This window comes from Flavobacterium maritimum (assembly GCF_040049085.1).
GTDB classification, from domain to species: domain Bacteria; phylum Bacteroidota; class Bacteroidia; order Flavobacteriales; family Flavobacteriaceae; genus Flavobacterium; species Flavobacterium maritimum.
In genome coordinates this window covers 319,054-340,740 of record NZ_JBDLZY010000005.1, presented here as the reverse complement: position 1 = coordinate 340,740, position 21,687 = coordinate 319,054, and the positions used below count along the sequence as shown (strand labels likewise).

Genomic DNA, 21,687 nt, shown 5'->3' with positions numbered 1-21,687 from the left:
AATAATAATACTAGTAGCGTTTTATTTTACAAGAAATTTTAATTTTCTAAAAAAAATTACTCCCGCACAGTCATTTTAACCAATTCTATTTTCTTATTTGTAGCTTCTTCAATAACAAAATGATAGATTCCTATGGTTATAAGGTCTCCTTTTTGAGGAATATCTTTTGTATAATCTACTATAAAACCACCCAGTGTTCCGTATGAATCATCTTCAGGAATATTCAGTTTATACGTCTGATTTAAGTACTCTACATCTAATCGGGTTGAAAAAAGATACACTCCCTCTTCTATTTCTTTTTCAATTAGTTCCTCCTCTGCATCATGTTCATCTTCAATTTCACCAAAGAGTTCTTCTACAATGTCCTCCATCGTGATGATTCCAGAAGTACCACCATATTCATCCAAAACGACAGCAACACTTTTTCTTTTTTTAGTTAACAGATTCATCACATCCTTAATATAAATAGCCTCCGGTACAAATTCAACCGAAATCATAACTTCTTTGATACTTTTTGGTTTTTTAAATAAATCAAAGGAATGTACATATCCTATTATGTCGTCTAATGAATTTTGACAAACTACTATTTTAGAATAGCCGGTATCTATAAACAGTTCTTTTAATTCCGTCACAGAATCGTATATATCTACAGCCGCAATTTCTGTTCTTGGTGTCATCACATCTCTGGCTTTTACACCTGAAAACTCTAACGCATTTTGAAAAATTTGTATTTCAGAATCTATTTCTTCGCTATCTTCGACAGTACTCATTTGTTCCGTGATGTAATTCCCTAATTCTACTTTACTAAAGTACAACTGCACTTGGTCTCCTTGCGTTTTGAAAAATTTTCTCAACACAAAATCGGAAACCCAAATAAAAAAGGTAGAAAAAAAGTAGAATAACTTATAAAAAAAATACGCTGGAAGTGCAAAAAACTTCAATAGCGTATTAGCATAGATTTGAAAAAAAACCTTCGGTAAGAACTCCGCCGTTATTAAAACGATCAATGTGGAAAGAACCGTTTGAACCAGCAAATTAACCATTCCGAGAAAATGATATCCCAAAGCATCTACCCAGCCCATCAGCAATTCACCCATAAAAAAACCATAAACAACCAAAGCTATATTGTTGCCGATAAGCATGGCCACAATAAACTGAGAAGGTTTTTCAGTAAGTTTAGTAAGTATTTTGGAAATAAAATTATCTTGTTTTTTTTCGATTTCAAGATAAATTTTATTGGAAGAAATGAAAGCTATTTCCATTCCCGAAAAAAAGGCACATAGTATTAGACACAATATTATGATACTTATTTCCATTAATTACGACCTTTTGTTTCTGTCTTCAAATTTTTTAGTAAATTTCATTCTGAAGAAAAACATAAAAACTGCCAGTCCTGCAAAGACAAAACTAAACCATGGATTTTCATTAGGATCATTAAACTTTGTAAATCCATCATATATTAGATAGATTCCAAAAACAAGATAAATATAAGGGGTAAATTTAAGGTAACTCATGCTTGTGTTTATTTTAATTATTCGGCGGACTGGACCTCACCGGTTATTTTTTGTGAATTGACAACTTTAAAATCTTTGCTAAAATCTATTCCCTGCCCGTTTGAAGCTCCTTTGGGATCAGTAAATTTAAATCTTCTTTCGGTAAAAAACCATTCGTTTTTTTGATCGAAATACAATTGTTCCGTCTCCAAAACCTGCCCAACATCTGAGGTTATCTTAACTTTTCCCTGCAAATCTATGATACCGGTTTGCTTATAAGATACCGCGTAGTTTGATTTTATAAATGTTCTCTTTCCTTTTTTATCATACAATGTAACGTCAATTCCTTTAGGGAATTCGGTAAAAGGAAAATCAACACTGGCAAAATCCAGCATTTTTGGACTTATCAAAACAACTGTAATTCTACCTGAATCGGTATATTTTAAATTAACCGCATCAGCGTCACTACTGGGAACAAAATCTGAAAAGTTAATCTTTTGAACTTCTTTGAAATTGCTTTCACATCCAAAAAAGAGTGTCACGGCCAAAACCGTGACAATTGGAAATACTATATTTTTTTTCAGAAAAGCCATATCTTAACAAAATGATGCGTGATTATATATGCTAATCTTTATATTAATTGAATTTTCTTTTTTCAAACCATCTGTCATTCAAGGACATCCCTACGCTAATTGTAGCGTAATTTTCCTGAACAAGATTTGAGGATGTAGTTCCTTTTTTTCCAAATTCAAAACCAATATTTATATTAGAAAAAGACCCTGATATTGGCATTCCCGCTCCCAATGTAACACCTACGTCATTTATATCTTCAGAATTAACAACCAATCCGGTTTTTTCGTACTTAAAACCTCCTCTGTAAACGATTCTTTTTGCAAAACCAGAAAACGAATTGTACTTAGGAATGTAATAACCCCCTATACTGTATCTTCTGGATTTCACATAAGAAACATTATCCATTTCATTATAGTTATTAGCCAGAGTTCCCGCATCTTTCATCGTTATCTGAGCACCTAAAAGCCATTTTTTGGACTCTCCTAATCCTGCACCAAAGGTAAATTTACCAGGCATTTGTAAATCTGTTTTTATTACAAAATCATCGGTTGTGTCTACAACAGTCAAATTATAATTACTATTATAAATTACAGTCGAAATATTTCTTGTGTTTTCTGATTTTAAAGTACTTTCTATTGTATAGGCCAAACTACTATAAAAGGTCCACTTATTATTTATTTTAGTCTGATACATTAATCCGGTGTTAAAATTAACTCCCGACAAATGGACATCATTAATTTCTTGGGTCCCAACCGGAACACCGGTAATAAATTCCAAACTATTGGTCTGAATTTTTCCAAAATTATAATTTACATCAGCACCGATGCTTAGTCCTGACATTATCTTATATCCTAATCCAAAAAACGCTTTATTCAAACCACCGGTCCCATCAAACCGATTGTTGTTCTCACTTGGATCAGCCGACAAAGACTCTATTTGATACCCAACAGAAGAATACGGAATTAATCCGAAACCAAATCCTAATCTACCGCCTGTAGGTATACCAACTGCTAAATAATCAAGAGTCGCTCTGTTAGTATTTGCTTTTTCACTATCTGTTTTCAATTTTATTAAACTATACCCTCCTCCAACTGCAAAAGTTGTAAGCTTTAAATTTGAAAAACTGGCCGGATTATCTAAATTAATATGAATACTGTCCTGCTCAATTGCGACTCCTGCCATAGAACGAATATCAGCCGTTCCTTTGTATCTGATGTCACCAATTCCAAAAAAAGAGTAAGGAGAAGCGGTTCCTTGTTGTGCAAAAGACATGAATGAAAAAAGCAAACAAGCGCTTATTATAATTTTTTTAATCATTTTTGATTTTATATTGAAATGTTTGGTTCAAACTCTCGAGAAGGAAATTTGAATTGGCAAATATGGTATTTTTTAATCGTTTAGCCAAAAATTCTGTGTCCCCACCCGTTAAAATTATTATAAAATTTGAATAGTGTGCCTTATATTCATCGATAAAACCGTCAATCTCATAGACGAAACCATTTACCACTCCGGAATGAATTGACTCCGCTGTAGATTTTCCAATAAAACTATCTGGGCTTTTGGATGCGAGCAAAGGAAGCTTAGCTGTATAATTATGTAATGATTCGTAACGAAGCCTCAGTCCAGGAGCAATGGCGCCTCCGAGATAAACATCATTTTCATCTATAAAGTCATAGGTAACACAAGTCCCAACATCAATCACCAACCTGTTTTGTTTTGGAAACTGAATAGTTGCACCGGCTGCCAATACCATACGATCGATCCCTAAAGTTTGTGGAGTTGCATAATGATTTATAAAAGGAAAAGGATCTATGTGTGATACAAAATGAACTTTCAAGCTATTATTATAGTGCAAAAACGAGTCTTTTTCGAGATATCCGACAGAAGCAACAACCAAATGAGTTACTTTTTTATATTTTTTTAAAATATTTTGAATGTTTTTTTCGTGCTCAGTTTTCATAAAAACAAAGTCCTCCAATAGGACATTATCCTCAAAAACAGCACCTTTAATCCTGGTATTCCCTACATCAACAGTTAGAATCATAATTTTTCATTTGTCGGCACGAAGGTACGAATTGATTTTTTTTAATAATTGTTTTGGATAAATTAAAAATCGTCCTATATTTGCACCCGCAACAAGCAAGGTACCTTAGCTCAGATGGTAGAGCAATGGACTGAAAATCCATGTGTCCCTGGTTCGATCCCTGGAGGTACCACAAAACCCGAATAGAAATATTCGGGTTTTTTGTTTTTAATACTTTTCAGAAAACTAATTCATGTACCCGGTTCTCCCGAACCTTCGGGACTGGAGGTACCACAAAACCAGGATAGTTACGACGCTTCGGAATTCGGGTTTTTTGTTTTCAAATATTTTTTTTTCAAAATTCTACTTTATAATAAGCCCGAATATTTGGATAAACTAAAAATCGTTCTATATTTGCACCCGCAACAAGAGAGGTACCTTAGCTCAGATGGTAGAGCAATGGACTGAAAATCCATGTGTCCCTGGTTCGATCCCTGGAGGTACCACAAAACCCGAATAGAAATATTCGGGTTTTTTGTTTTTAACACTTTTCTGAAAAAACAAGGAGCAATTCATATGTCCTAGTTCTATCGACACTTCGGAACTTAGGTTTTTGCTACCTATTCAAAGACACCTCTTTACCTCAAAGTCAAACCACAAAAACTTCGCACCAACACTTTCTTCATTCTTTTTACAAATAGAAAAATTCGGTCAAAATCATTCGAATAGATCCTGCAACTAAACTCTTTATATCTCAATCTTTAAATTAAAAAATACAAATTCCAATAGATAAAAAACAGTTTTACCAAAAGAAGGCATCATAGTGACAAAAACGAAAAATTTATCAAACACACACAATTTTGTCAATATAAATAAGTGTTTCGCAATTTTTTTGAATATTTATTATCAAATTACAATAAATATATTTGCTAATTTAATATATTTATGCAAAATTTATATATATGGAAATTTTATCCTGTCCGAAATGCCAAAATACCCACATTATCAAAAGTGGTGTAGTTAACAACAAACAAAGGTATTTATGCAAAAAATGTAACTATTTTTTTACGGTTAACAAAATCGGAAAAAAGATAGATGATTACTATGTAACCAAAGCTCTTCAGTTGTACCTTGAAGGCTTGAGTTATCGCGAAATAGAACGAATTATCGGGGTTTCCCATGTAACGATAAGCAACTGGGTAAAGACTTTCAATATAAAAAAACCATCTCATGCCAACTACCACCCTACTTACAAGATTTTTAACCACTTAGAACTGGTGGAATACTTAAAAAACAAAGAATTACTCTCTGGCGCCGGTATGATTATAACGGAACTCGGAGACAAGTTTATGCTTATAAAATGGGAAAGATTTAAAGACTAACTATAGCTCTTTACATTTATATATATGTAAATTTTTTTTTCAAACAAAAAATCAGAATTTGGCTGTGTTGAAACTAACCACTTTCACTAACCAAACTCTATTTTATTATGAAAAAAATTTATTTAATAGCAACACTTCTGCTATTATCGCTAAAAGGTTTTTCACAGGGGTCGCCCGACTATGGGTCCGGAATGAAATTTAATTTGAATGACGAAGGCTCCAAATATCTTAGAGTAATCTCTTGGGCACAATTTTGGACCCAATACAATTCAGACCGCCCATTGGATGCAAACGGCAATGAGCAAGCCAACATCGACTTTAGCTTAAGAAGAGCCCGAGTTTTATTGTATGCTCAAATCAGTAAAGATTTCTTAATCCTAACCCATTTTGGATTAAATAGTTTGAATTCTAATAACCTAAGTCCAACCGGAACAGGAGAAGGTTCCCAGTTATTTTTACACGATGCCTATGCGCAATACAGTTTAGGAAAAAATAATGCCATCGGTGGAGGATTGCACTATTGGAATGGAATTTCTCGTTTGAATAGTGCCAGCACACTAAACATCATGACTTTGGATAATCAAAGACAAACTTGGGCTACTTTAGGACTTTCAGATCAATTTGGCAGACATATTGGTGTTTTTGCGAAAGGTGCTTTTGGAAAAGTGCAATATCGCGTTTCAATTAACGATGCGATGACCAATAACCTCCAATCAACGGTAGTCCCAGTAAATAATGGCCCGGCAACTTATACCGGCAGAAGATTATTAGGATCAAAAGAAGCTGGCAAAACCTATGCAGGCTATTTTGAATATGGCTTTTTAGATGCAGAAAGTAATTTTTTACCGTACAAAGTAGGAACTTATTTAGGAACTAAAAAAGTATTCAATGTTGGCGCCGGTTTTTTCCTTCATCCGAATGGTGCAGTGAATGCTGATAATTTGGGCACTCTAAGTGGAGAAGATGTTTCTATTTTTGGACTGGATGCTTTTTACGACGCACCGCTGGGAACCAAAGGCGCAGCCCTTACCGCTTATGCTTTATACCAAAACAACAATTACGGACAAAACTTTAGATACTCAACCACCTATGAAACGGGATCAATGCTTTATGCCCAGGTAGGCTATGTTATTCCAGGTAAATCAAAAACAAGATTTCAACCTTATGTTTCTTATAATGACAGACAAATTGATGCCTTGAATGATAATGCCAGTCAATTTGGATTAGGAGCCAATGCCTTTTTAAGTGGTCATAACTCGAAATTTACTTTAGAATATCAAAGTACAAAATACACCACAAACAAGGCTATAAATACCGTCACATTACAAGCAATGATTTATCTATAATAATTAAAAAACAAAAAAAGTATGAGCAATAGATCAACAAAAGGAATTTGGAAAGTGATTTCCGCATCCTCTATGGGTACAATGATTGAATGGTATGATTTCTACATTTTTGGAAGTTTAGCCGTTGTAATATCAACTAAGTTCTTCCCTTCAGACAACCCAACTGCAGCCTTCCTATCTACATTAGCCACGTTTGCAGCCGGATTTGTAGTTCGTCCGTTTGGCGCCCTTTTCTTTGGAAGATTGGGTGATTTAATTGGCCGCAAATATACCTTTATGGTTACCCTGTTATTAATGGGTGGAGCCACATTCCTGATAGGCTGTATTCCCAGCTACGAAACCATTGGATTTCTGGCACCATTACTAGTATTGATTTTGCGTTTGCTTCAAGGTCTTGCTCTTGGAGGCGAATATGGAGGAGCAGCAACTTATGTGGCAGAACATGCTCCTGTTGGACAACGTGGATACTGGACATCTTGGATACAAACAACTGCAACTGTAGGATTATTTATTTCCCTAATGGTTATTCTGGCCACCAGAAACGTTTTAACACCAGAACAATTTGACGAATGGGGATGGAGAGTTCCGTTTTGGGTTTCAATCATCATGGTAGGTGTTTCTTATTTGATTAGAAAAAACATGGAAGAGTCTCCTGTTTTCGCCAAAGCCAAAAGTGAGGGTAAAACAAGTACAAATCCATTAAAAGAAAGTTTTGGACATCGTTACAACTTGAAATTTGTTTTATTAGCTCTGTTTGGAGCTACCATGGGACAAGGGGTTGTTTGGTATACGGGCCAATTTTACGCTATGAGTTTCCTGAAAACGGTAATGTCAATTGATTCTTCTCAGGTAGACACTTTATTGGGAATTGCATTAATAATTGGAACTCCATTTTTCATTGTATTTGGTTGGTTAAGTGATAAAGTGGGCAGAAAATACATTATGATGGGTGGTATGTTATGTGCTATTTTACTGTACAGACCTATCTATAAACAAATGTTTGAAACCACAAATGCCAAAAACAAAACCGAAATAGTTGAAAAAACAACGATCCTTTCTGAACTGAAAGAGAACAAAAAACAAACTATGGACTCGATCTATACTACTAATAAAGAGTATACTGACGGAACAAAAGTACTTGAAATTAAAACCGTATCTTTAGAAAACGGAACAGCCATGGTGGTGGACGGAAAACCAAAAGTAGAAACTAAAACAACTGTAACTATAAACTCCAGCGACCAATGGGTATTAATTTTTTTAGTATTCATACAAGTAATATTCGTTACTATGGTTTATGGTCCTATAGCAGCTTTCCTTGTAGAAATGTTCCCGGTAAAAATTAGATATACTTCTATGTCATTGCCTTATCACGTAGGAAACGGGATTTTCGGAGGATTACTTCCTGCTATATCCACCTACTTTGTTACACATGCCAAAGATGCCGGCGATGCCGAATTTTATCTGGAAGGACTCTGGTATCCAATCGTTATTGCTTCCGTTTCCTTTGTAGTTGGAATGGTTTACATTAAAAATAAAGACAAAAACACTCACGCTTAAAATATTTAGACATGAATCAGATAAAAAGAGCTCTAGGATTGATTTGGATAGCCTTAGCTATTGCCGCTGCTTATTTTTGCATTTTCGAATTTGGATTACCAAAATTCGCATCTGGCAAACAAGAAGATTTAGTATTTGGAATCATCATCCTTTTCATATTAACCCCATTAATTGTTTTAGGATTAGGTATTTTTGGTTACTATGCCTTAATGGGTGATTATGACGAAAAAGGTCATTGATTACATTTTATCATTGCAATCTCTACATTCACCTGTAGAGATTGCTTATTTTCATTAGAATAAAATCACCATGATTCAAAAAAATGCAAGAATGGTGATTGCGCATCCCGCTGAAAAGCAAATAATATCTTCACATGAAAAAGAGACATGAACAAAAGTTAGTTATACTTTCAATGCTAATGCTACTAGCGTTGAATATTCCGCTTTTGCTATTATTTGACAGTTCCAAACCATTATTCGGTTTTCCGGTTATCTACGTCTATTTGTTTTCAGCATGGTTGTTTTCTATAGCCATAACCTACCTAATTATAAAAAGATATTATGACTAGCGTAGGCCTTTTATTCATTCTAGCACTTTATGTGTCTATTCTTTTTTACATTGCTTATTGGGCAGAAAAAAGAAGCCATTCTAAATGGACAAACAATCCATACATTTACTCCTTTTCGTTGGCAGTATATTGCACAGCCTGGACTTATTATGGAAGTATTGGAGTAGCCGCAGATTCCGGTCTTAGCTACTTACCCATTTATTTGGGACCAATAATCATTATTCCCACTTGGATGATTATTCTTAAAAGAATTATCCGAATTTCAAGAGTGAATAAAATTTCCAGTATTGCGGATTTTATTTCTTTACGATATGGAAACAGCAGATTCTTGGGCGCATTGGTTACCTTAATTTGTATTTTTGGAATCTTACCTTATATTTCTTTACAGCTGAAATCCATTTCAGAAACCTTTCATATTGTAACAAAAACCCAAGAGAGTTCCAATATTTTCAATGACACAACCACTTATGTTTGTATTGCCCTGGCATTATTTGCTTCTTATTATGGGACAAAATATGTAGATGCTTCCGAAAAAAGACGCGGTATTGTTACAGCAGTTGCCATGGAATCGATATTGAAATTAGTTTTCTTTTTAATTATTGGCGCTTATGTAACCTTTTTTGTTTTTGATGGTTTTGATGACATTTATACGAAAGCGGCTGTTCTAGAAAATTTTGAAAAGAAGAACTCCATAGGTGATCTCACTAGCGGAATCAACTGGTTTTTCCTGTGTGTCTTATCGATGTTTGCCATTTTTCTTTTACCAAGACAATTTCATACCGCCATTGTTGAAAACAATAAAGAAACCCATATTCGAACTGCAATGTGGTTGTTTCCTTTATACCTTTTGCTATTCAATATTTTTGTTTTTCCAATCGCTTGGGGAGGTAATATTCTTTTTCAAGGAAAAGGACTCAATTCAGATACCTATTCATTATTAATTCCACAATTTTTCAACAACAATTTCCTGACTGTTTTGGTATTCCTCGGTGGGTTTTCAGCCGCAATTTCAATGATAATCGTTTCATCCATTGCTTTGGCAACCATGTTAAGTAATAACTTATTGATTCCTTATGGTTTCATTGGTTCACTCCAAAACACATCACAGAAAGAGAACAGCAAGAGAATCGTAAACAGTAGAAAAATAGGTATTTTTTCGCTTATTATTTTGGCTTATGCTATCTACCGAATTTTCATTCTGGACTATTCGTTGGTTTCCATCGGAATGGTATCCTTTGTAGTTATAGGTCAATTGGCACCCGCTTTCTTTGGCGCTTTATTCTGGAGGAGAGGTTCTGGCAAAGGAGCTATCACTGGAATAATTATTGGGTTTTTAATATGTTTTTACACACTTTTAATGCCTTATGCAATTGGAATTACTGCTTCATCCAATTTATTCGTACAGGAAGGTCCTTGGGGAATTGAATTGCTAAAACCATTTCAACTCTTCGGATTAGATTATTTAGACCCAATTCCACATGCACTTTTCTGGAGTTTGTTATTTAATATCATCTGTTACTCAGCAATTTCAGTGAGTTTCAAAGGAAACTACAGAGAACGCAATTATGCCGAAATGTTTGTGGATATAGACAAATACATTACTAATCATGAAGATGCCTTTGTTTGGAAAGGAACGGCCTACATCTCGGATATTCAAAAAGTTTTACAACGATTTCTCGGAGAGGAAAGAACGAAACGAGCGATGACTATTTTTAATTTAAAATACAATATTGATCAAAAAGTAACCACTGCCGATGCTCGATTTATAAAATTTGCCGAAAATTTATTGACCGGACATATTGGTACGGCTTCCGCCAAAATCCTAATATCAAGCGTTGTAAAGGAAGATAAAATCAGTTTGACAGAGGTTTTACGCATTCTGGAAGAATCAAAAGAGAACATCATCATCAACAAAAAATTGACGGATACTTCCAATGAATTACAAAAAATATCCGAACAGTTAAAAAATGCCAATCAGGAATTGGTTTACAAAGACATCCAAAAAGATGAATTTCTGGATACCGTTACACATGAATTACGAACGCCAATAACAGCCATTCGTGCCGCCAGTGAAATTTTACATGATGACGAAGATATCCCGGAAGAATTAAGAAAACAGTTTTTACAAAACATTATTTCCGAATCGGATCGACTGAATCGACTGATTGATAAAATTCTGGATTTGGAAAAATTTGAAACCGGAAAGCAAAAAATTTACCTTTCGAGAAATAACATTTCTAAAACTATTGAAAAAACATTAGAATCGCTCAAACAATTAATTAAAAATAAAAAAATCAGTGTCGAATTCAATGATTACAACAAAGAAATAAAAGCTTTTTATGACGAAGAACGAATTGTCCAGGTGATGCACAATTTATTATCGAATGCCATAAAATTTTGCTCAGAAAAAGAAGGAAAAATTTCGATTCAAATTATTGAAAACAAAACCAATATTGAAGTACGAATCCATAATAACGGAAAAGGAATTATGAAAGAAGATTTCGAAGCTATTTTTGATAAATTCTACCAATCCCGAAACCAAAATGTCAAAAAACCAATTGGAAGCGGATTAGGATTAGCGATTTGCAAGCAAATTATAGAACATCATAAAGGAAAAATATGGGCTGAAGACAATGTAGCCAACGGAGCTACTTTCATCTTTACCTTACCTAATTATAATACAACCGAAAATTAAAGAAAATGAAGAAGATTTTAATTGTAGATGACGAACCCAATATCGTAATGGCATTAGAATATACTTTCAAAAGAAACAATTTTGAAGTCTATATTGCACGCGACGGACAAGAGGCGCTGGACATTCTGAAAACTCAGCTTCCTGATATTATAATTCTAGATGTAATGATGCCTATGGTGGATGGTTTTGCCACATTGGAACAAATAAAAAAAGATGACCGTTTACAAAATTGTAAAGTCATATTCCTGTCGGCAAAAAACAAAGAAAAAGACATCGAAAAAGGACTCGCATTAGGAGCCAATTTATATGTCGTCAAACCCTTTTCTGTAAAGAAACTAGTAGAACAGGTACAAGAATTAATACAATAAACCACAATCAGACTTGAAATGAACTATAAAGATATATATACAGCAAGCATTGAACAGCCGGAAAACTTCTGGGCTGAACAAGCCAATACAATTGAATGGCATAACAAACCGGAAATCATTCTATCGAGTGACAAAAATGGATATCCTCTTTGGTATGAAGACGGAGAATTAAATATCTGTTATTTGGCCCTTGACAAACATATTCAGGATGGTCATGGTGACCAGATAGCCCTAATTTATGATTCGCCGGTAACACAAGTCGTAAAAAAATATACTTTTTCGGAAGTAAAAACCGAAGTGGCAAAACTAGCCGGAGGTATGCAGTCCTTAGGTTTAAAAAAAGGTGACACGGCTGTTATTTATATGCCGATGATTCCCCAAGCCGCTTTTGCCATGCTCGCCTGTGCCAGAATTGGTGTAACACATTCGGTAGTTTTTGGAGGTTTTGCGCCCCATGAATTAGCCATCAGAATAGATGATTGTAAACCAAGAGTTATTTTGACAGCTTCTTCAGGCATCGAAATAGACCGATTGATTGCATACAAACCTTTGGTTGATGAAGCCATTGAATTAGCCAATCATAAACCCAAAAAAGTGGTTGTTTTTAATCGAAAATTAGGAGCACGCGTTCCGTTTAAAAAATACGATGTTGATTATGATGCCTTGGTTTATGGATCTGAAGAAACGCCTTGTGTTGTTCTGAATGCCACACATCCGCTGTACGTTTTATACACGTCAGGAACTACCGGAAAGCCAAAAGGAATTGTGCGCGACACCGGTGGTTATGCTGTTACGCTCAAATTTTCGATGCAAAAAATTTATAATGCAAACGAAGGTGATATTTTCTGGGCAGCATCAGATGTAGGATGGGTTGTGGGCCACAGTTTTATCGTTTATGGACCATTAATTAACAGAAACACTACTATTATTTTTGAAGGAAAACCAATCAAGACACCCGATGCAAGTACCTTTTGGAGAATGATTGACGAGCACAAAGTAAATGTAATGTTTACGGCACCAACAGCTATTCGGGCCATCAAAAAAGAAGATCCAAACGGCGATTTTATCAAAGAATACGATTTAGGTTCCTTGAAAACACAATTTTTAGCGGGCGAACGTTGCGATGTAGCGACTTTAGACTGGTATCAGGAAAATATTCCAATTCCTGCCATTGACCATTGGTGGCAAACAGAATCTGGCTGGCCAATGATTGCCAATATGATGGGAATTGAATATTTACCCATAAAACCAGGTTCTGTAGGAAAAGCCGTTTGCGGTTATGATATTAAAATTTTTGGTGAAAACGGAACAGAATTAGGCCCTAATGAAGAAGGTTATGTGGTGCTAAAATTACCATTGCCTCCGGGAACTTTATTGGATTTATGGAAAGACAATCCGAGATTCCAGGCCGGTTATTTAAACAAGTTCCCCGGATATTATTTCTCAGGGGATGGCGGTTTCAAAGATGAAGACGATTATATTTTCATTACCGGAAGAGTTGACGACGTTATTAATGTTGCCGGTCATCGTCTCTCCACAGCAGAAATGGAAGAAATTGTAGCTTCCCATCATGCAGTTGCAGAATGTGCCGTAATTGGAATAAATGACGAATTAAAAGGACAAACGCCTCTGGCTTTGGTGGTAACCAAACATGGAGAAGAAATTGAACATTATCAATTAGAACAAGAAGTTATAAAATTAGTGCGCCAACAAATTGGTGCGGTGGCTTCCTTGCGAAACGTTGTCATCGTAGAACGATTACCCAAAACCCGTTCCGGAAAAATTCTCAGAAAACTAATGAGAAGTATTGCCGACGGAGGCGATTTTCAAATTCCCTCAACCATTGATGACGAAACCATTGTGGGCGAAATCATCGAGGTTTTAACAAAGTACCAAATTGGAGTTTACAAATAAAACTCCTTACCACATTTCATAACAAATTAGCTTATCAACGAATTAATTAAAAAACAATGAGTTATTACAAAATCGAAAATTTAGAAGAGTACTTCAAACATTACAAAAAATCAGTTCGTGAGCCACGTAAATTTTGGGACAGAATCGCCTCTGAAAACTTTACCTGGTACCAACAATGGGACAAAGTAATTGATTTTAATATGGCTGAAGCTGATATAAAATGGTTTACAAATGCCAAAGTGAATATTACAAAGAACTGTATAGACAGACATCTTGCCAAAAAAGGAAATAAGACTGCTATCATTTTCGAACCGAACGATCCTACAGAAGAAGCTTTACACATTTCTTATAATGAATTGTACGAACGAGTTTCTAAAATGGCAAATGTTCTACGAGAACAAGGTATCAAAAAAGGGGACAGAGTCTGTATTTATTTACCTATGATTCCCGAATTGGCTGTTTCTGTTTTGGCTTGCGCCAGAATCGGAGCTATCCATTCAGTTGTATTTGCGGGATTCTCTGCTTCGGCTGTAGCGGCCAGGATAAATGACAGCGAATGCAAAATGGTCATTACCTCTGACGGCGGTTATCGCGGCAACAAAACCATCGATCTAAAAGGGATCATAGATGAATCTTTAGAAAAATGTCCTTCTGTTTTATCTGTTTTGGTTGTCAAAAGAACCAACACTGAAGTAAAAATGAAAGAAGGCCGCGACATTTGGTTGCAACCACTTTTAGACAAAGCATTAGATAATAATGTAGCAGAAATCATGGATGCTGAAGACCCTTTGTTCATCCTTTACACATCTGGTTCCACCGGAAAACCTAAAGGAATGGTGCATACAACAGCTGGCTACATGGTCTATACCGCCTATACTTTTAAAAATGTGTTCAGTTACGAGGAAAATGATATTTTCTGGTGTACCGCTGATATCGGTTGGATTACCGGGCATTCCTACATTCTTTACGGTCCTTTATTGAACGGAGCGACAACCGTAATTTTTGAGGGCGTTCCCTCCTATCCCGACTTTAGCCGTTTTTGGGAAACCATCGAGAAACATAAAGTAACGCAATTTTATACTGCGCCAACAGCCATTCGTGCTTTAGCAAAAGAGAACTTGGAGTATGTTCAAAAATATCCATTATCCTCCCTTAAAGTGATTGGCTCCGTAGGAGAACCGATCAATGAAGAAGCTTGGCACTGGTACAATGATCATGTTGGAGGCAAAAGATGTCCGGTCGTAGATACTTGGTGGCAAACGGAAACCGGAGGGATCATGATTTCGCCTCTTGCTTTTGTGACACCGACCAAACCGACATATGCTTCTTTACCATTACCTGGAATTCAGCCCGTTTTAATGGATGAAAAACGAAATGAAATTGAAGGAAATCAAGTAACCGGAAGTTTGTGTATTAAATACCCTTGGCCAGGAATTGCAAGAACCATTTGGGGTGATCATCAACGTTATAAAGAAACCTATTTTAGTGCTTTTCCAGGAAAATATTTCACGGGAGACGGAGCATTACGTGACGAAGTTGGCTATTACAGAATTACCGGTCGTGTAGATGATGTGGTTATTGTTTCAGGACATAATTTAGGAACGGCCCCAATAGAAGACGCTATTAATGAGCATCCAGCAGTTGCCGAAAGTGCTATTGTAGGTTTCCCTCATGACATTAAAGGAAATGCTCTTTATGGTTTTGTCATTCTTAAAGAATCCGGTGAATATCGTGATCGTGAAAACCTAAGCAAAGAGATTAATCAACAAATTTCAGATCATATTGGACCTATTGCCAAGTTAGACAAAATTCAATTTGTTTCTGGTTTACCTAAAACACGTTCCGGGAAAATCATGCGCCGCATTTTGCGTAAAATAGCTGAAGGCGATTATTCTAATTTTGGTGATATAACCACTTTATTGAATCCTGAAATTGTAGAAGAAATCAAAAACGGAAAAATTTAGTTTTTAATTGTTAATTGCAGTAGAGAAACTGTTCCAAAATTGGAGCAGTTTTTTTTATAAAAAAAGGCTGTCTTTCTACGGACAGCCTTTTCTGCTTATTTCAAAAAAAATTTAATTTTTAAGCAATTTTATGACCTGCACTTCATTGTTTTCATTAAGGACCTTTACGATATAAAGTCCATTACTCAAATCTTTGACATCAAATACAGTGTTTTCAGAATGATCACCCTCAAAACTTTTTACTAATTGTCCTCCAATGGAGAATAATTGTACTTTCGTAGTGCTAACATTTAAGGTAAAGTAACTGGAAACGGGGTTAGGATATAACTGAATAGTTGCCGCTTTTTCATAGTCCGCAATGGCTAAAGTGGCTGCTTTATTTCCATAAATTTTAAACTCCCCGGGAAGAAGTGAAATAGTTGCACTTATATTCGTTACATTAATGGTTGTATTATCCATCAAATTATACCAAGTTCCGGTATAAGGAAAACCTGTTGGTACATTTTGAGTAGTCACATTGAAATTGGCTATTATTAAAACATCCTTAAGCTCTGTCGAAGCCAAAGCACTATTGCTAATTTTAATATTTGGGTACAAAGAACTGGTATTGGCCATGGTTGCAGTTCCTAAAAATACAGGCTCTACAGTTTTCAATGCAATCATCTTAGACCAATCCGTATAGATTTTATTTCGACTGGCATCGCCTAACCAGTTATTAGTCCACTGTGGCTGCGGTTTAGTATCCAATTTACAATCACCTGATGTAGCATCTGATGACGTATTTACGGTTCCGTTATTGCACGTAAAAATAGAAGATTCCCAACCCAGCTCTCCAAAATGCCAAATCATTTTTGGTCCCGGAACTAATAAAGAAACAGCACCTATAGCCGACATTCTCGATAATGCGGTACTTAGCGTTTTTACATTATGGGAAGCATTGGTACTGTTCCCAAATTGTAAATTTTTATACATCAAACGTTCCTCATCATGACTTTCGGCATAACCCATTAATCTGTTCTTGGTGAATCCTCTGCTTACACTATTCATTCGGGAGATATTACTACTATATCCCATAGACAAATCATTGTACTGACTATTCATTATTCCCCACATCATTACTCCTTTACTTGGTGATTCTGCAATACGATAATTCGCCCATTGTTGCTCTTCATCATCATTTCCTAAATGCTCAAAAATGGTATAGTGGGTTGGATCCAATCCCCAAGAATAATCAGCATAGCTTTTTAGAACATCAACGCGGTCCTGTTTGTAGGTATTTGTGCAATTTTGATCAGACGAAGTACATAACTGAGTGAACCCTTTTGTTAAATCCCAACGCAAACCATCAATTTTATATTCCTCCACCCATTGCTTAATTACCCTTTTTACATAATCCTGAGTTCTAGCCTGTTGGTGATTAAAATCTTCCCCCACACTATAAGTATGCTTCGCAACCGTATTAAAATATGGGTTTTCTGTCGAAGGCGAACCCCATCCATCACCATCAGTATCATTCATCCACATTCTTATCATAGGATTTCTTCCAAAAGCGTGATTCAAAGCGACGTCAAGAATTACTGCAATCCCGTTTTGATGGCATAGGTCAATAAATTCCTTGAACTTAGTCGAAGTTCCATAAAATTTATCCAGAGCCATATGAAAAGAAGTGTTATACCCCCAACTTTCATTTCCTTCAAATTCCATTACCGGCATTAATTGAATGGCGTTCACTTTCAGGTTTTTGAAATAATCAATTCGGTCAATTAAACTTTGATAGTTTCTATTCGCATCAAAATCTCTTACCAAAACTTCATAAACCACTAATTTTTCTTTTTCCGGTTTCACGAAGTTAGTCGTTGCAGAGCTCCAGGCAAAAGGTGTCTGTCCTGTTTGTAAAACAGTTACCTCGCGTTCCTGACCCACTGGATAAGCAGGAAGATTAGGATATGTGCTTGCGGAAATACCTAAATCATCAGAAGGAGATAATACTAGAGTAGAATACGGATCGGCAGTCTTAACCAGAGATGGAGAACCCGCAAGAGGCGTGGCATCAACTACCCAATATTGATAGGTATAATTAGTCCCTGAGTTCAAACCTGTTAGTTCTAGCCAAAACTTCCCTGATCCTGAATCTTTTTTCATCACATAGGTGTTTGTTGGTTGCCAGTTATTAAAACTACCTGCTACATAGACAAAATCTTTAAGCGGTGCATCCAAAACTAAAGTTGCTTTGGTGGCATCGCCTGCATTGTAATTAATTCCATCCAACAAACCAGCCGGCATTGTAGCACTAACTGTTCCAGGATTTACAATTGCACTGAATTTTTTAATGATCGTTGTAGCTCCTTGCGTAACCTCCAATTCATAATTTTGATTCTCTGTGATACTAGTATGGGTATAACTAAAGCTTGATACGGAAGCATTCGTAATACTCACTCCATTTGCCTTTAAATTATATAAAGCTTTTCCGTTGGAATTGTTAGCTGTAATACTTAAACTTTCCCCAGAAGCAATAATGGTTGAACTGTTTTGCAATGGTGCTGTCATATTAACTTGGAAAGCTCCAACTTCAGCTAAAATATCTTGTGATTTTTTATCACCGGTACCATCTTTGGCTTTTATCAAAAAGCCTATTTTCCCTATTCCAGTTGTGTTATAATAGGTTGTAGGCGTAATTGTTTTGGTATAAGTATCACTGCCGGAATTGTAAGTGAATTTACTTGCTTCATCAGAAGCCGTCCAAGAACCGTTGAGAGGAGTCCCTTTCTGGGCAGTATCATTGGTATCAAAGGCCCAAGCCCATAAGTACAATGCATTTCCCGTAACACCCCAAGTGGTCTCGTTTACACTACTCCCGTTAATGGTAATAGTAATAGCTGTTGTTTCCTCGAATGTTGCAGGACTTATGGAATAAGTAACCGTTTGTTGCTGTGCCGAAGCAAAAATCGAAAGAAAAAACAATCCTAAAAGTAAAGTGTTCTTCATAGTTTGTTATTAATTAGTTTATATAAAAAAAAGGGCTATACAATGATAGCCCTTTTTGAAATTACAATAAATTATTATTCTTGATTTGGAATCAATAAATAGCTTCCGTCTAAATCATTGAAATAAACTTTGTATTTAGATTTTGCTACAGGAATATTAGCTCCCTCTTGAACTCCAACACCTGAAAAAGCAGTATTAGACCCCCAGTTCTTAGTCCATAGATTATCAGCTCTAAATTTAGCTTCACCCTCATTTAAAATCAGTAAGTCTAAAGACCAAACATGCGAATTGAAAGCAGATTGTGTAAGAGCCGTAGAAGCATCCCATCCTGAAGGTGTAGCGCTTCCTATAATACCAATAGTAGTATAACTTGCAGCAGCAGTAGCATCATAAGCCACTAAAGTATAAGTTAATGTTTCAGTATTCATTGTAAAAGTATAATATCCGTCAGCCGCAATAGTGAAAGATGCTGGATCTGCATCGGCTTCAGTTGGTCTTGCCACGATAGCATCTCCATCCCCTTTACCATACATTGGTGCCCAGTTACCTGGAGAGCTGATTAATTTGAATGCACCTGCTTTGAAGAATCCTGTGAATTTGTATTCATTTGCATTTGTACCGCTTCTAAATAATGGTTGATTCTTATTGTTGTTATTCCAACCAGCAGCTGTTGCATCTCCAACTAAATACCAATCAGTAAATGCGTAAGGGATTAATCCTGTATAAGCAGTAACCAATATACTCAATGGAGTCTCAGAAATCATTGTTTCAACTCCACTAAGGCTTGATTGAACTTTAACATCATAAGAACCTATTTCTTCAGGAATACCTCCCAAAGCAATAATAGCCTGATTTAATGTTTTTACAGAAACTTCAATTTGAGTAGCACCAGAAGTACCTCCTAATTCAACTGCATTTGTAAAATCACCACCTTTAACATCAATTAAAAGTTTGTATCCTATCTCAACATCTCCAGCATACGTAGCTGCAGACCAAACAAAACGCTCTACCACATCATTAGCATTGTCTTCAAGTAATACAAATGCTTTATCATTTTCCGGAGCAACTAATTCAGGAGTATCTACACCTTCAATTACTGGTCTGTCTTCTACATCTTCTACGCTACAAGACAAAGCAAGTACCGCGAATAAAGCAATTATTGATTTCGTTATATTTTTCATCGTTTATTTATTTTTTATATTATTAATACCCTGGGTTTTGTTGTAATTTTTGGTTTGAAGATAATGCAGTTGCTGGAATCGGGAATAAATCTCTAAATGATTGCGTTGGCGCTCCAGTTGATACATTTCCTTTCCAAGGCCATAAATAACTACCGCCTGAAAACTTGCCAAAACGAATTAAATCCGTTCTTCTGTGTCCTTCCCAATGCAATTCTCTTGCTCTCTCATCAAGCACAAAATCTTCTGTTATGTCAGCTTCACTTACTGTTGCAGCATTTGCTCTGGTTCTTAACGCATTTACATAAGTTCTTGCCTGAGCTTTAGTAGCCCCTCCTGCTCCATTTCTTGCAGCACATTCAGCATACATTAAATATGCATCTGCCAAACGGAAAATAGGAAAATCTGTATCTGCAAAGTTTCCAGCTTTATCTGAACCTTGAACTCCGTTTACATCAACATTTCTAAATTTTTGAACCGCATATCCATCAGTAAACGAACCAATAGTAACGATTTCTTTAGTTTGCCCATCAGTATAAAATTGACCACGGGTATCTGTAGTATTCGCAGCAAATTTGTCGACAAAAGCTGATGTTGTTCTGATTCCAGCCCAACCACCATTGATTCCAAATTCAGATGCAGGCATACTTCCTCCCACTGGTGCGTGAACCAAGAAGGTTGTCCCACCATAAGTTTGAGTATGGATACCGTCAAAACCTATAGCAAATATAAATTCGTTTTGAGCTCCGTTTTTATTATTATCAGCCAAGAACAACTCATTGTAATTATTATGAATTGAATACCCTGAAGCAATTATTTTGTTGATTAAAGGAAGTGCCGCGTCAAACTTAGGAGTATCAATATACACTTCTGAGTTCATATACAATTTAGCTTGTAACATCCAAGCAGCAGCTTGATCTACTCTGTACGCTTCGTTTGTTTTTGGCGCTTTCAATAGCGGAGTAATAGTCGTTAATTCCGTATCAATAAATTCATACAGTTGAGCTCTAGTTGCATATTCTGGATAGTAGAATGAACTTGGAGAATCTTCAGTAACCAAAGAACCACCACCAAACATATCCACTAAATGCCAGTATGTCAACGCTCTTAAAAAACGAGCTTCAGCTCTGTAAGTTTGAATTTCAGCGATCAAAGCAGCATCCAAACCTCTCGCAGCCAATTTTTCATCTGTAGTTTGTCTTAAAAACTCATTACAGTTTACAATTTGAAAAGAGAAACGTGCAAAAGTTGCTGTGATAAAACGATCTAAAGAAGTCCAAGTTTGATTATGAAGATCTTTTATCGTTCCGTCATTCCATGCAATAACAGCCTCATCAGTAGTTAATTCCTGCATCAACCAAAATCCTCTTACGTATTGACTTTCCCCTTCATCAATTCCAGAAATATCAGGAGATCCTGATGGTCCTGTTTGACCAGAAGTAGCAAATCCTGCATATAATTTAGCTAGATTTTGCTTATAAGAAGCGGCATCCGTAAAAAACTCTTCACCGGGAATAGCATTAGAGCTTTCAGGCGCTTGGTTCAAATCATCTGTACACGATGGGAATAACATCACCAACAGTAACAAAGAAATACCCAATAATTTTATTTGTGTCTTTTTCATTTTTCTTGTTATTTGTA

The 21,687-nt window shown here is 35.9% G+C and carries 17 protein-coding genes and 2 tRNA genes; 11 read left to right on the top strand and 8 right to left on the bottom strand.

Annotated elements, in window-relative coordinates:
- Positions 1–56: 56 nt before the first annotated feature.
- The 5 genes from ABEB23_RS12770 to ABEB23_RS12750 are packed head-to-tail and all read right to left on the bottom strand — an operon-like array spanning position 57 to position 4,110.
- Positions 57–1,316, bottom strand: coding sequence for a hemolysin family protein (locus ABEB23_RS12770; RefSeq protein ID WP_348812988.1), 1,260 nt, complete (start codon positions 1,314–1,316; stop codon positions 57–59).
- 3 nt (positions 1,317–1,319) lie between these two features.
- Entirely contained in the window at positions 1,320–1,514 is a 195-nt protein-coding gene (locus tag ABEB23_RS12765) for a hypothetical protein (protein WP_348812987.1), read from the bottom strand.
- A 17-nt stretch (positions 1,515–1,531) separates the two neighbouring features.
- Positions 1,532–2,086, bottom strand: coding sequence for an LPS export ABC transporter periplasmic protein LptC (gene lptC, locus ABEB23_RS12760; RefSeq protein ID WP_348812986.1), 555 nt, complete (start codon positions 2,084–2,086; stop codon positions 1,532–1,534).
- A gap of 43 nt (positions 2,087–2,129) precedes the next feature.
- Positions 2,130–3,383: a BamG family beta-barrel-assembly machinery protein gene (gene bamG, locus ABEB23_RS12755; protein ID WP_348812985.1), complete on the bottom strand. Its 1,254-nt coding sequence runs from the start codon at positions 3,381–3,383 to the stop codon at positions 2,130–2,132.
- Positions 3,376–4,110 carry a type III pantothenate kinase gene (locus tag ABEB23_RS12750; RefSeq protein ID WP_348812984.1) on the bottom strand — a complete coding sequence of 245 codons (735 nt, stop codon included), beginning with the start codon at positions 4,108–4,110 and terminating at the stop codon, positions 3,376–3,378. The genes bamG and ABEB23_RS12750 overlap by 8 nt, the downstream gene beginning before the upstream one ends.
- A 99-nt stretch (positions 4,111–4,209) precedes the next feature.
- Between ABEB23_RS12750 and ABEB23_RS12745 the strand changes: the two genes are divergently transcribed.
- The 11 genes from ABEB23_RS12745 (at position 4,210) to acs (ending at position 15,883) form a co-directional block, all read left to right on the top strand.
- Positions 4,210–4,282: transfer RNA gene (locus ABEB23_RS12745), tRNA-Phe, on the top strand.
- Positions 4,283–4,522: 240 nt separating this feature from the next.
- A tRNA-Phe gene (locus ABEB23_RS12740) sits at positions 4,523–4,595 on the top strand.
- Positions 4,596–5,051: 456 nt separating this feature from the next.
- Complete coding sequence (locus ABEB23_RS12735; RefSeq protein WP_348812983.1) at positions 5,052–5,471, top strand: IS1/IS1595 family N-terminal zinc-binding domain-containing protein; 420 nt, start codon at positions 5,052–5,054, stop codon at positions 5,469–5,471.
- Positions 5,472–5,578: 107 nt separating this feature from the next.
- Complete coding sequence (locus ABEB23_RS12730) at positions 5,579–6,817, top strand: hypothetical protein (protein WP_348812982.1); 1,239 nt, start codon at positions 5,579–5,581, stop codon at positions 6,815–6,817.
- A gap of 21 nt (positions 6,818–6,838) precedes the next feature.
- On the top strand, positions 6,839–8,374 hold the full coding sequence (locus ABEB23_RS12725; RefSeq protein ID WP_348812981.1) for an MFS transporter: 1,536 nt from the start codon (positions 6,839–6,841) through the stop codon (positions 8,372–8,374).
- Positions 8,375–8,385: 11 nt separating this feature from the next.
- On the top strand, positions 8,386–8,613 hold the full coding sequence (locus tag ABEB23_RS12720; protein ID WP_348812980.1) for a DUF6814 family protein: 228 nt from the start codon (positions 8,386–8,388) through the stop codon (positions 8,611–8,613).
- A gap of 134 nt (positions 8,614–8,747) precedes the next feature.
- Positions 8,748–8,942 carry a hypothetical protein gene (locus tag ABEB23_RS12715; protein ID WP_348812979.1) on the top strand — a complete coding sequence of 65 codons (195 nt, stop codon included), beginning with the start codon at positions 8,748–8,750 and terminating at the stop codon, positions 8,940–8,942.
- Complete coding sequence (locus tag ABEB23_RS12710; protein WP_348812978.1) at positions 8,935–11,637, top strand: ATP-binding protein; 2,703 nt, start codon at positions 8,935–8,937, stop codon at positions 11,635–11,637. Before ABEB23_RS12715 ends, ABEB23_RS12710 begins: the two co-directional genes overlap by 8 nt.
- A gap of 5 nt (positions 11,638–11,642) precedes the next feature.
- Positions 11,643–12,005 carry a response regulator transcription factor gene (locus tag ABEB23_RS12705; protein WP_348812977.1) on the top strand — a complete coding sequence of 121 codons (363 nt, stop codon included), beginning with the start codon at positions 11,643–11,645 and terminating at the stop codon, positions 12,003–12,005.
- A gap of 18 nt (positions 12,006–12,023) precedes the next feature.
- Entirely contained in the window at positions 12,024–13,919 is a 1,896-nt protein-coding gene (locus tag ABEB23_RS12700) for an acetate--CoA ligase (protein ID WP_348812976.1), read from the top strand.
- Positions 13,920–13,975: 56 nt separating this feature from the next.
- A complete protein-coding gene (acs, locus tag ABEB23_RS12695; protein ID WP_348812975.1) occupies positions 13,976–15,883 on the top strand; it encodes an acetate--CoA ligase in 1,908 nt (635 codons plus the stop codon).
- 111 nt (positions 15,884–15,994) lie between these two features.
- Here the strand turns inward: acs and ABEB23_RS12690 are convergent, their stop codons facing one another.
- From ABEB23_RS12690 to ABEB23_RS12680, 3 genes are all read right to left on the bottom strand, one after another.
- Positions 15,995–18,868: an alpha-amylase family glycosyl hydrolase gene (locus tag ABEB23_RS12690; RefSeq protein ID WP_348812974.1), complete on the bottom strand. Its 2,874-nt coding sequence runs from the start codon at positions 18,866–18,868 to the stop codon at positions 15,995–15,997.
- Between the two features lie 74 nt (positions 18,869–18,942).
- Positions 18,943–20,049, bottom strand: coding sequence for a SusE domain-containing protein (locus ABEB23_RS12685; protein WP_348812973.1), 1,107 nt, complete (start codon positions 20,047–20,049; stop codon positions 18,943–18,945).
- A 22-nt stretch (positions 20,050–20,071) separates the two neighbouring features.
- Positions 20,072–21,670: a RagB/SusD family nutrient uptake outer membrane protein gene (locus tag ABEB23_RS12680; protein ID WP_348812972.1), complete on the bottom strand. Its 1,599-nt coding sequence runs from the start codon at positions 21,668–21,670 to the stop codon at positions 20,072–20,074.
- Positions 21,671–21,687 lie beyond the last annotated feature (17 nt).

Excerpts from the sequence above, each read along its gene's own strand:
- ABEB23_RS12770 (WP_348812988.1), bottom strand. The coding sequence starts at position 1,316 with ATGGAAATAAGTATCATAATATTGTGTCTAATACTATGTGCCTTTTTT.
- ABEB23_RS12765 (WP_348812987.1), bottom strand. The coding sequence starts at position 1,514 with ATGAGTTACCTTAAATTTACCCCTTATATTTATCTTGTTTTTGGAATC.
- lptC (WP_348812986.1), bottom strand. The coding sequence starts at position 2,086 with ATGGCTTTTCTGAAAAAAAATATAGTATTTCCAATTGTCACGGTTTTG.
- bamG (WP_348812985.1), bottom strand. The coding sequence starts at position 3,383 with ATGATTAAAAAAATTATAATAAGCGCTTGTTTGCTTTTTTCATTCATG.
- ABEB23_RS12750 (WP_348812984.1), bottom strand. The coding sequence starts at position 4,110 with ATGATTCTAACTGTTGATGTAGGGAATACCAGGATTAAAGGTGCTGTT.
- ABEB23_RS12735 (WP_348812983.1), top strand. The coding sequence starts at position 5,052 with ATGGAAATTTTATCCTGTCCGAAATGCCAAAATACCCACATTATCAAA.
- ABEB23_RS12730 (WP_348812982.1), top strand. The coding sequence starts at position 5,579 with ATGAAAAAAATTTATTTAATAGCAACACTTCTGCTATTATCGCTAAAA.
- ABEB23_RS12725 (WP_348812981.1), top strand. The coding sequence starts at position 6,839 with ATGAGCAATAGATCAACAAAAGGAATTTGGAAAGTGATTTCCGCATCC.
- ABEB23_RS12720 (WP_348812980.1), top strand. The coding sequence starts at position 8,386 with ATGAATCAGATAAAAAGAGCTCTAGGATTGATTTGGATAGCCTTAGCT.
- ABEB23_RS12715 (WP_348812979.1), top strand. The coding sequence starts at position 8,748 with ATGAAAAAGAGACATGAACAAAAGTTAGTTATACTTTCAATGCTAATG.
- ABEB23_RS12710 (WP_348812978.1), top strand. The coding sequence starts at position 8,935 with ATGACTAGCGTAGGCCTTTTATTCATTCTAGCACTTTATGTGTCTATT.
- ABEB23_RS12705 (WP_348812977.1), top strand. The coding sequence starts at position 11,643 with ATGAAGAAGATTTTAATTGTAGATGACGAACCCAATATCGTAATGGCA.
- ABEB23_RS12700 (WP_348812976.1), top strand. The coding sequence starts at position 12,024 with ATGAACTATAAAGATATATATACAGCAAGCATTGAACAGCCGGAAAAC.
- acs (WP_348812975.1), top strand. The coding sequence starts at position 13,976 with ATGAGTTATTACAAAATCGAAAATTTAGAAGAGTACTTCAAACATTAC.
- ABEB23_RS12690 (WP_348812974.1), bottom strand. The coding sequence starts at position 18,868 with ATGAAGAACACTTTACTTTTAGGATTGTTTTTTCTTTCGATTTTTGCT.
- ABEB23_RS12685 (WP_348812973.1), bottom strand. The coding sequence starts at position 20,049 with ATGAAAAATATAACGAAATCAATAATTGCTTTATTCGCGGTACTTGCT.
- ABEB23_RS12680 (WP_348812972.1), bottom strand. The coding sequence starts at position 21,670 with ATGAAAAAGACACAAATAAAATTATTGGGTATTTCTTTGTTACTGTTG.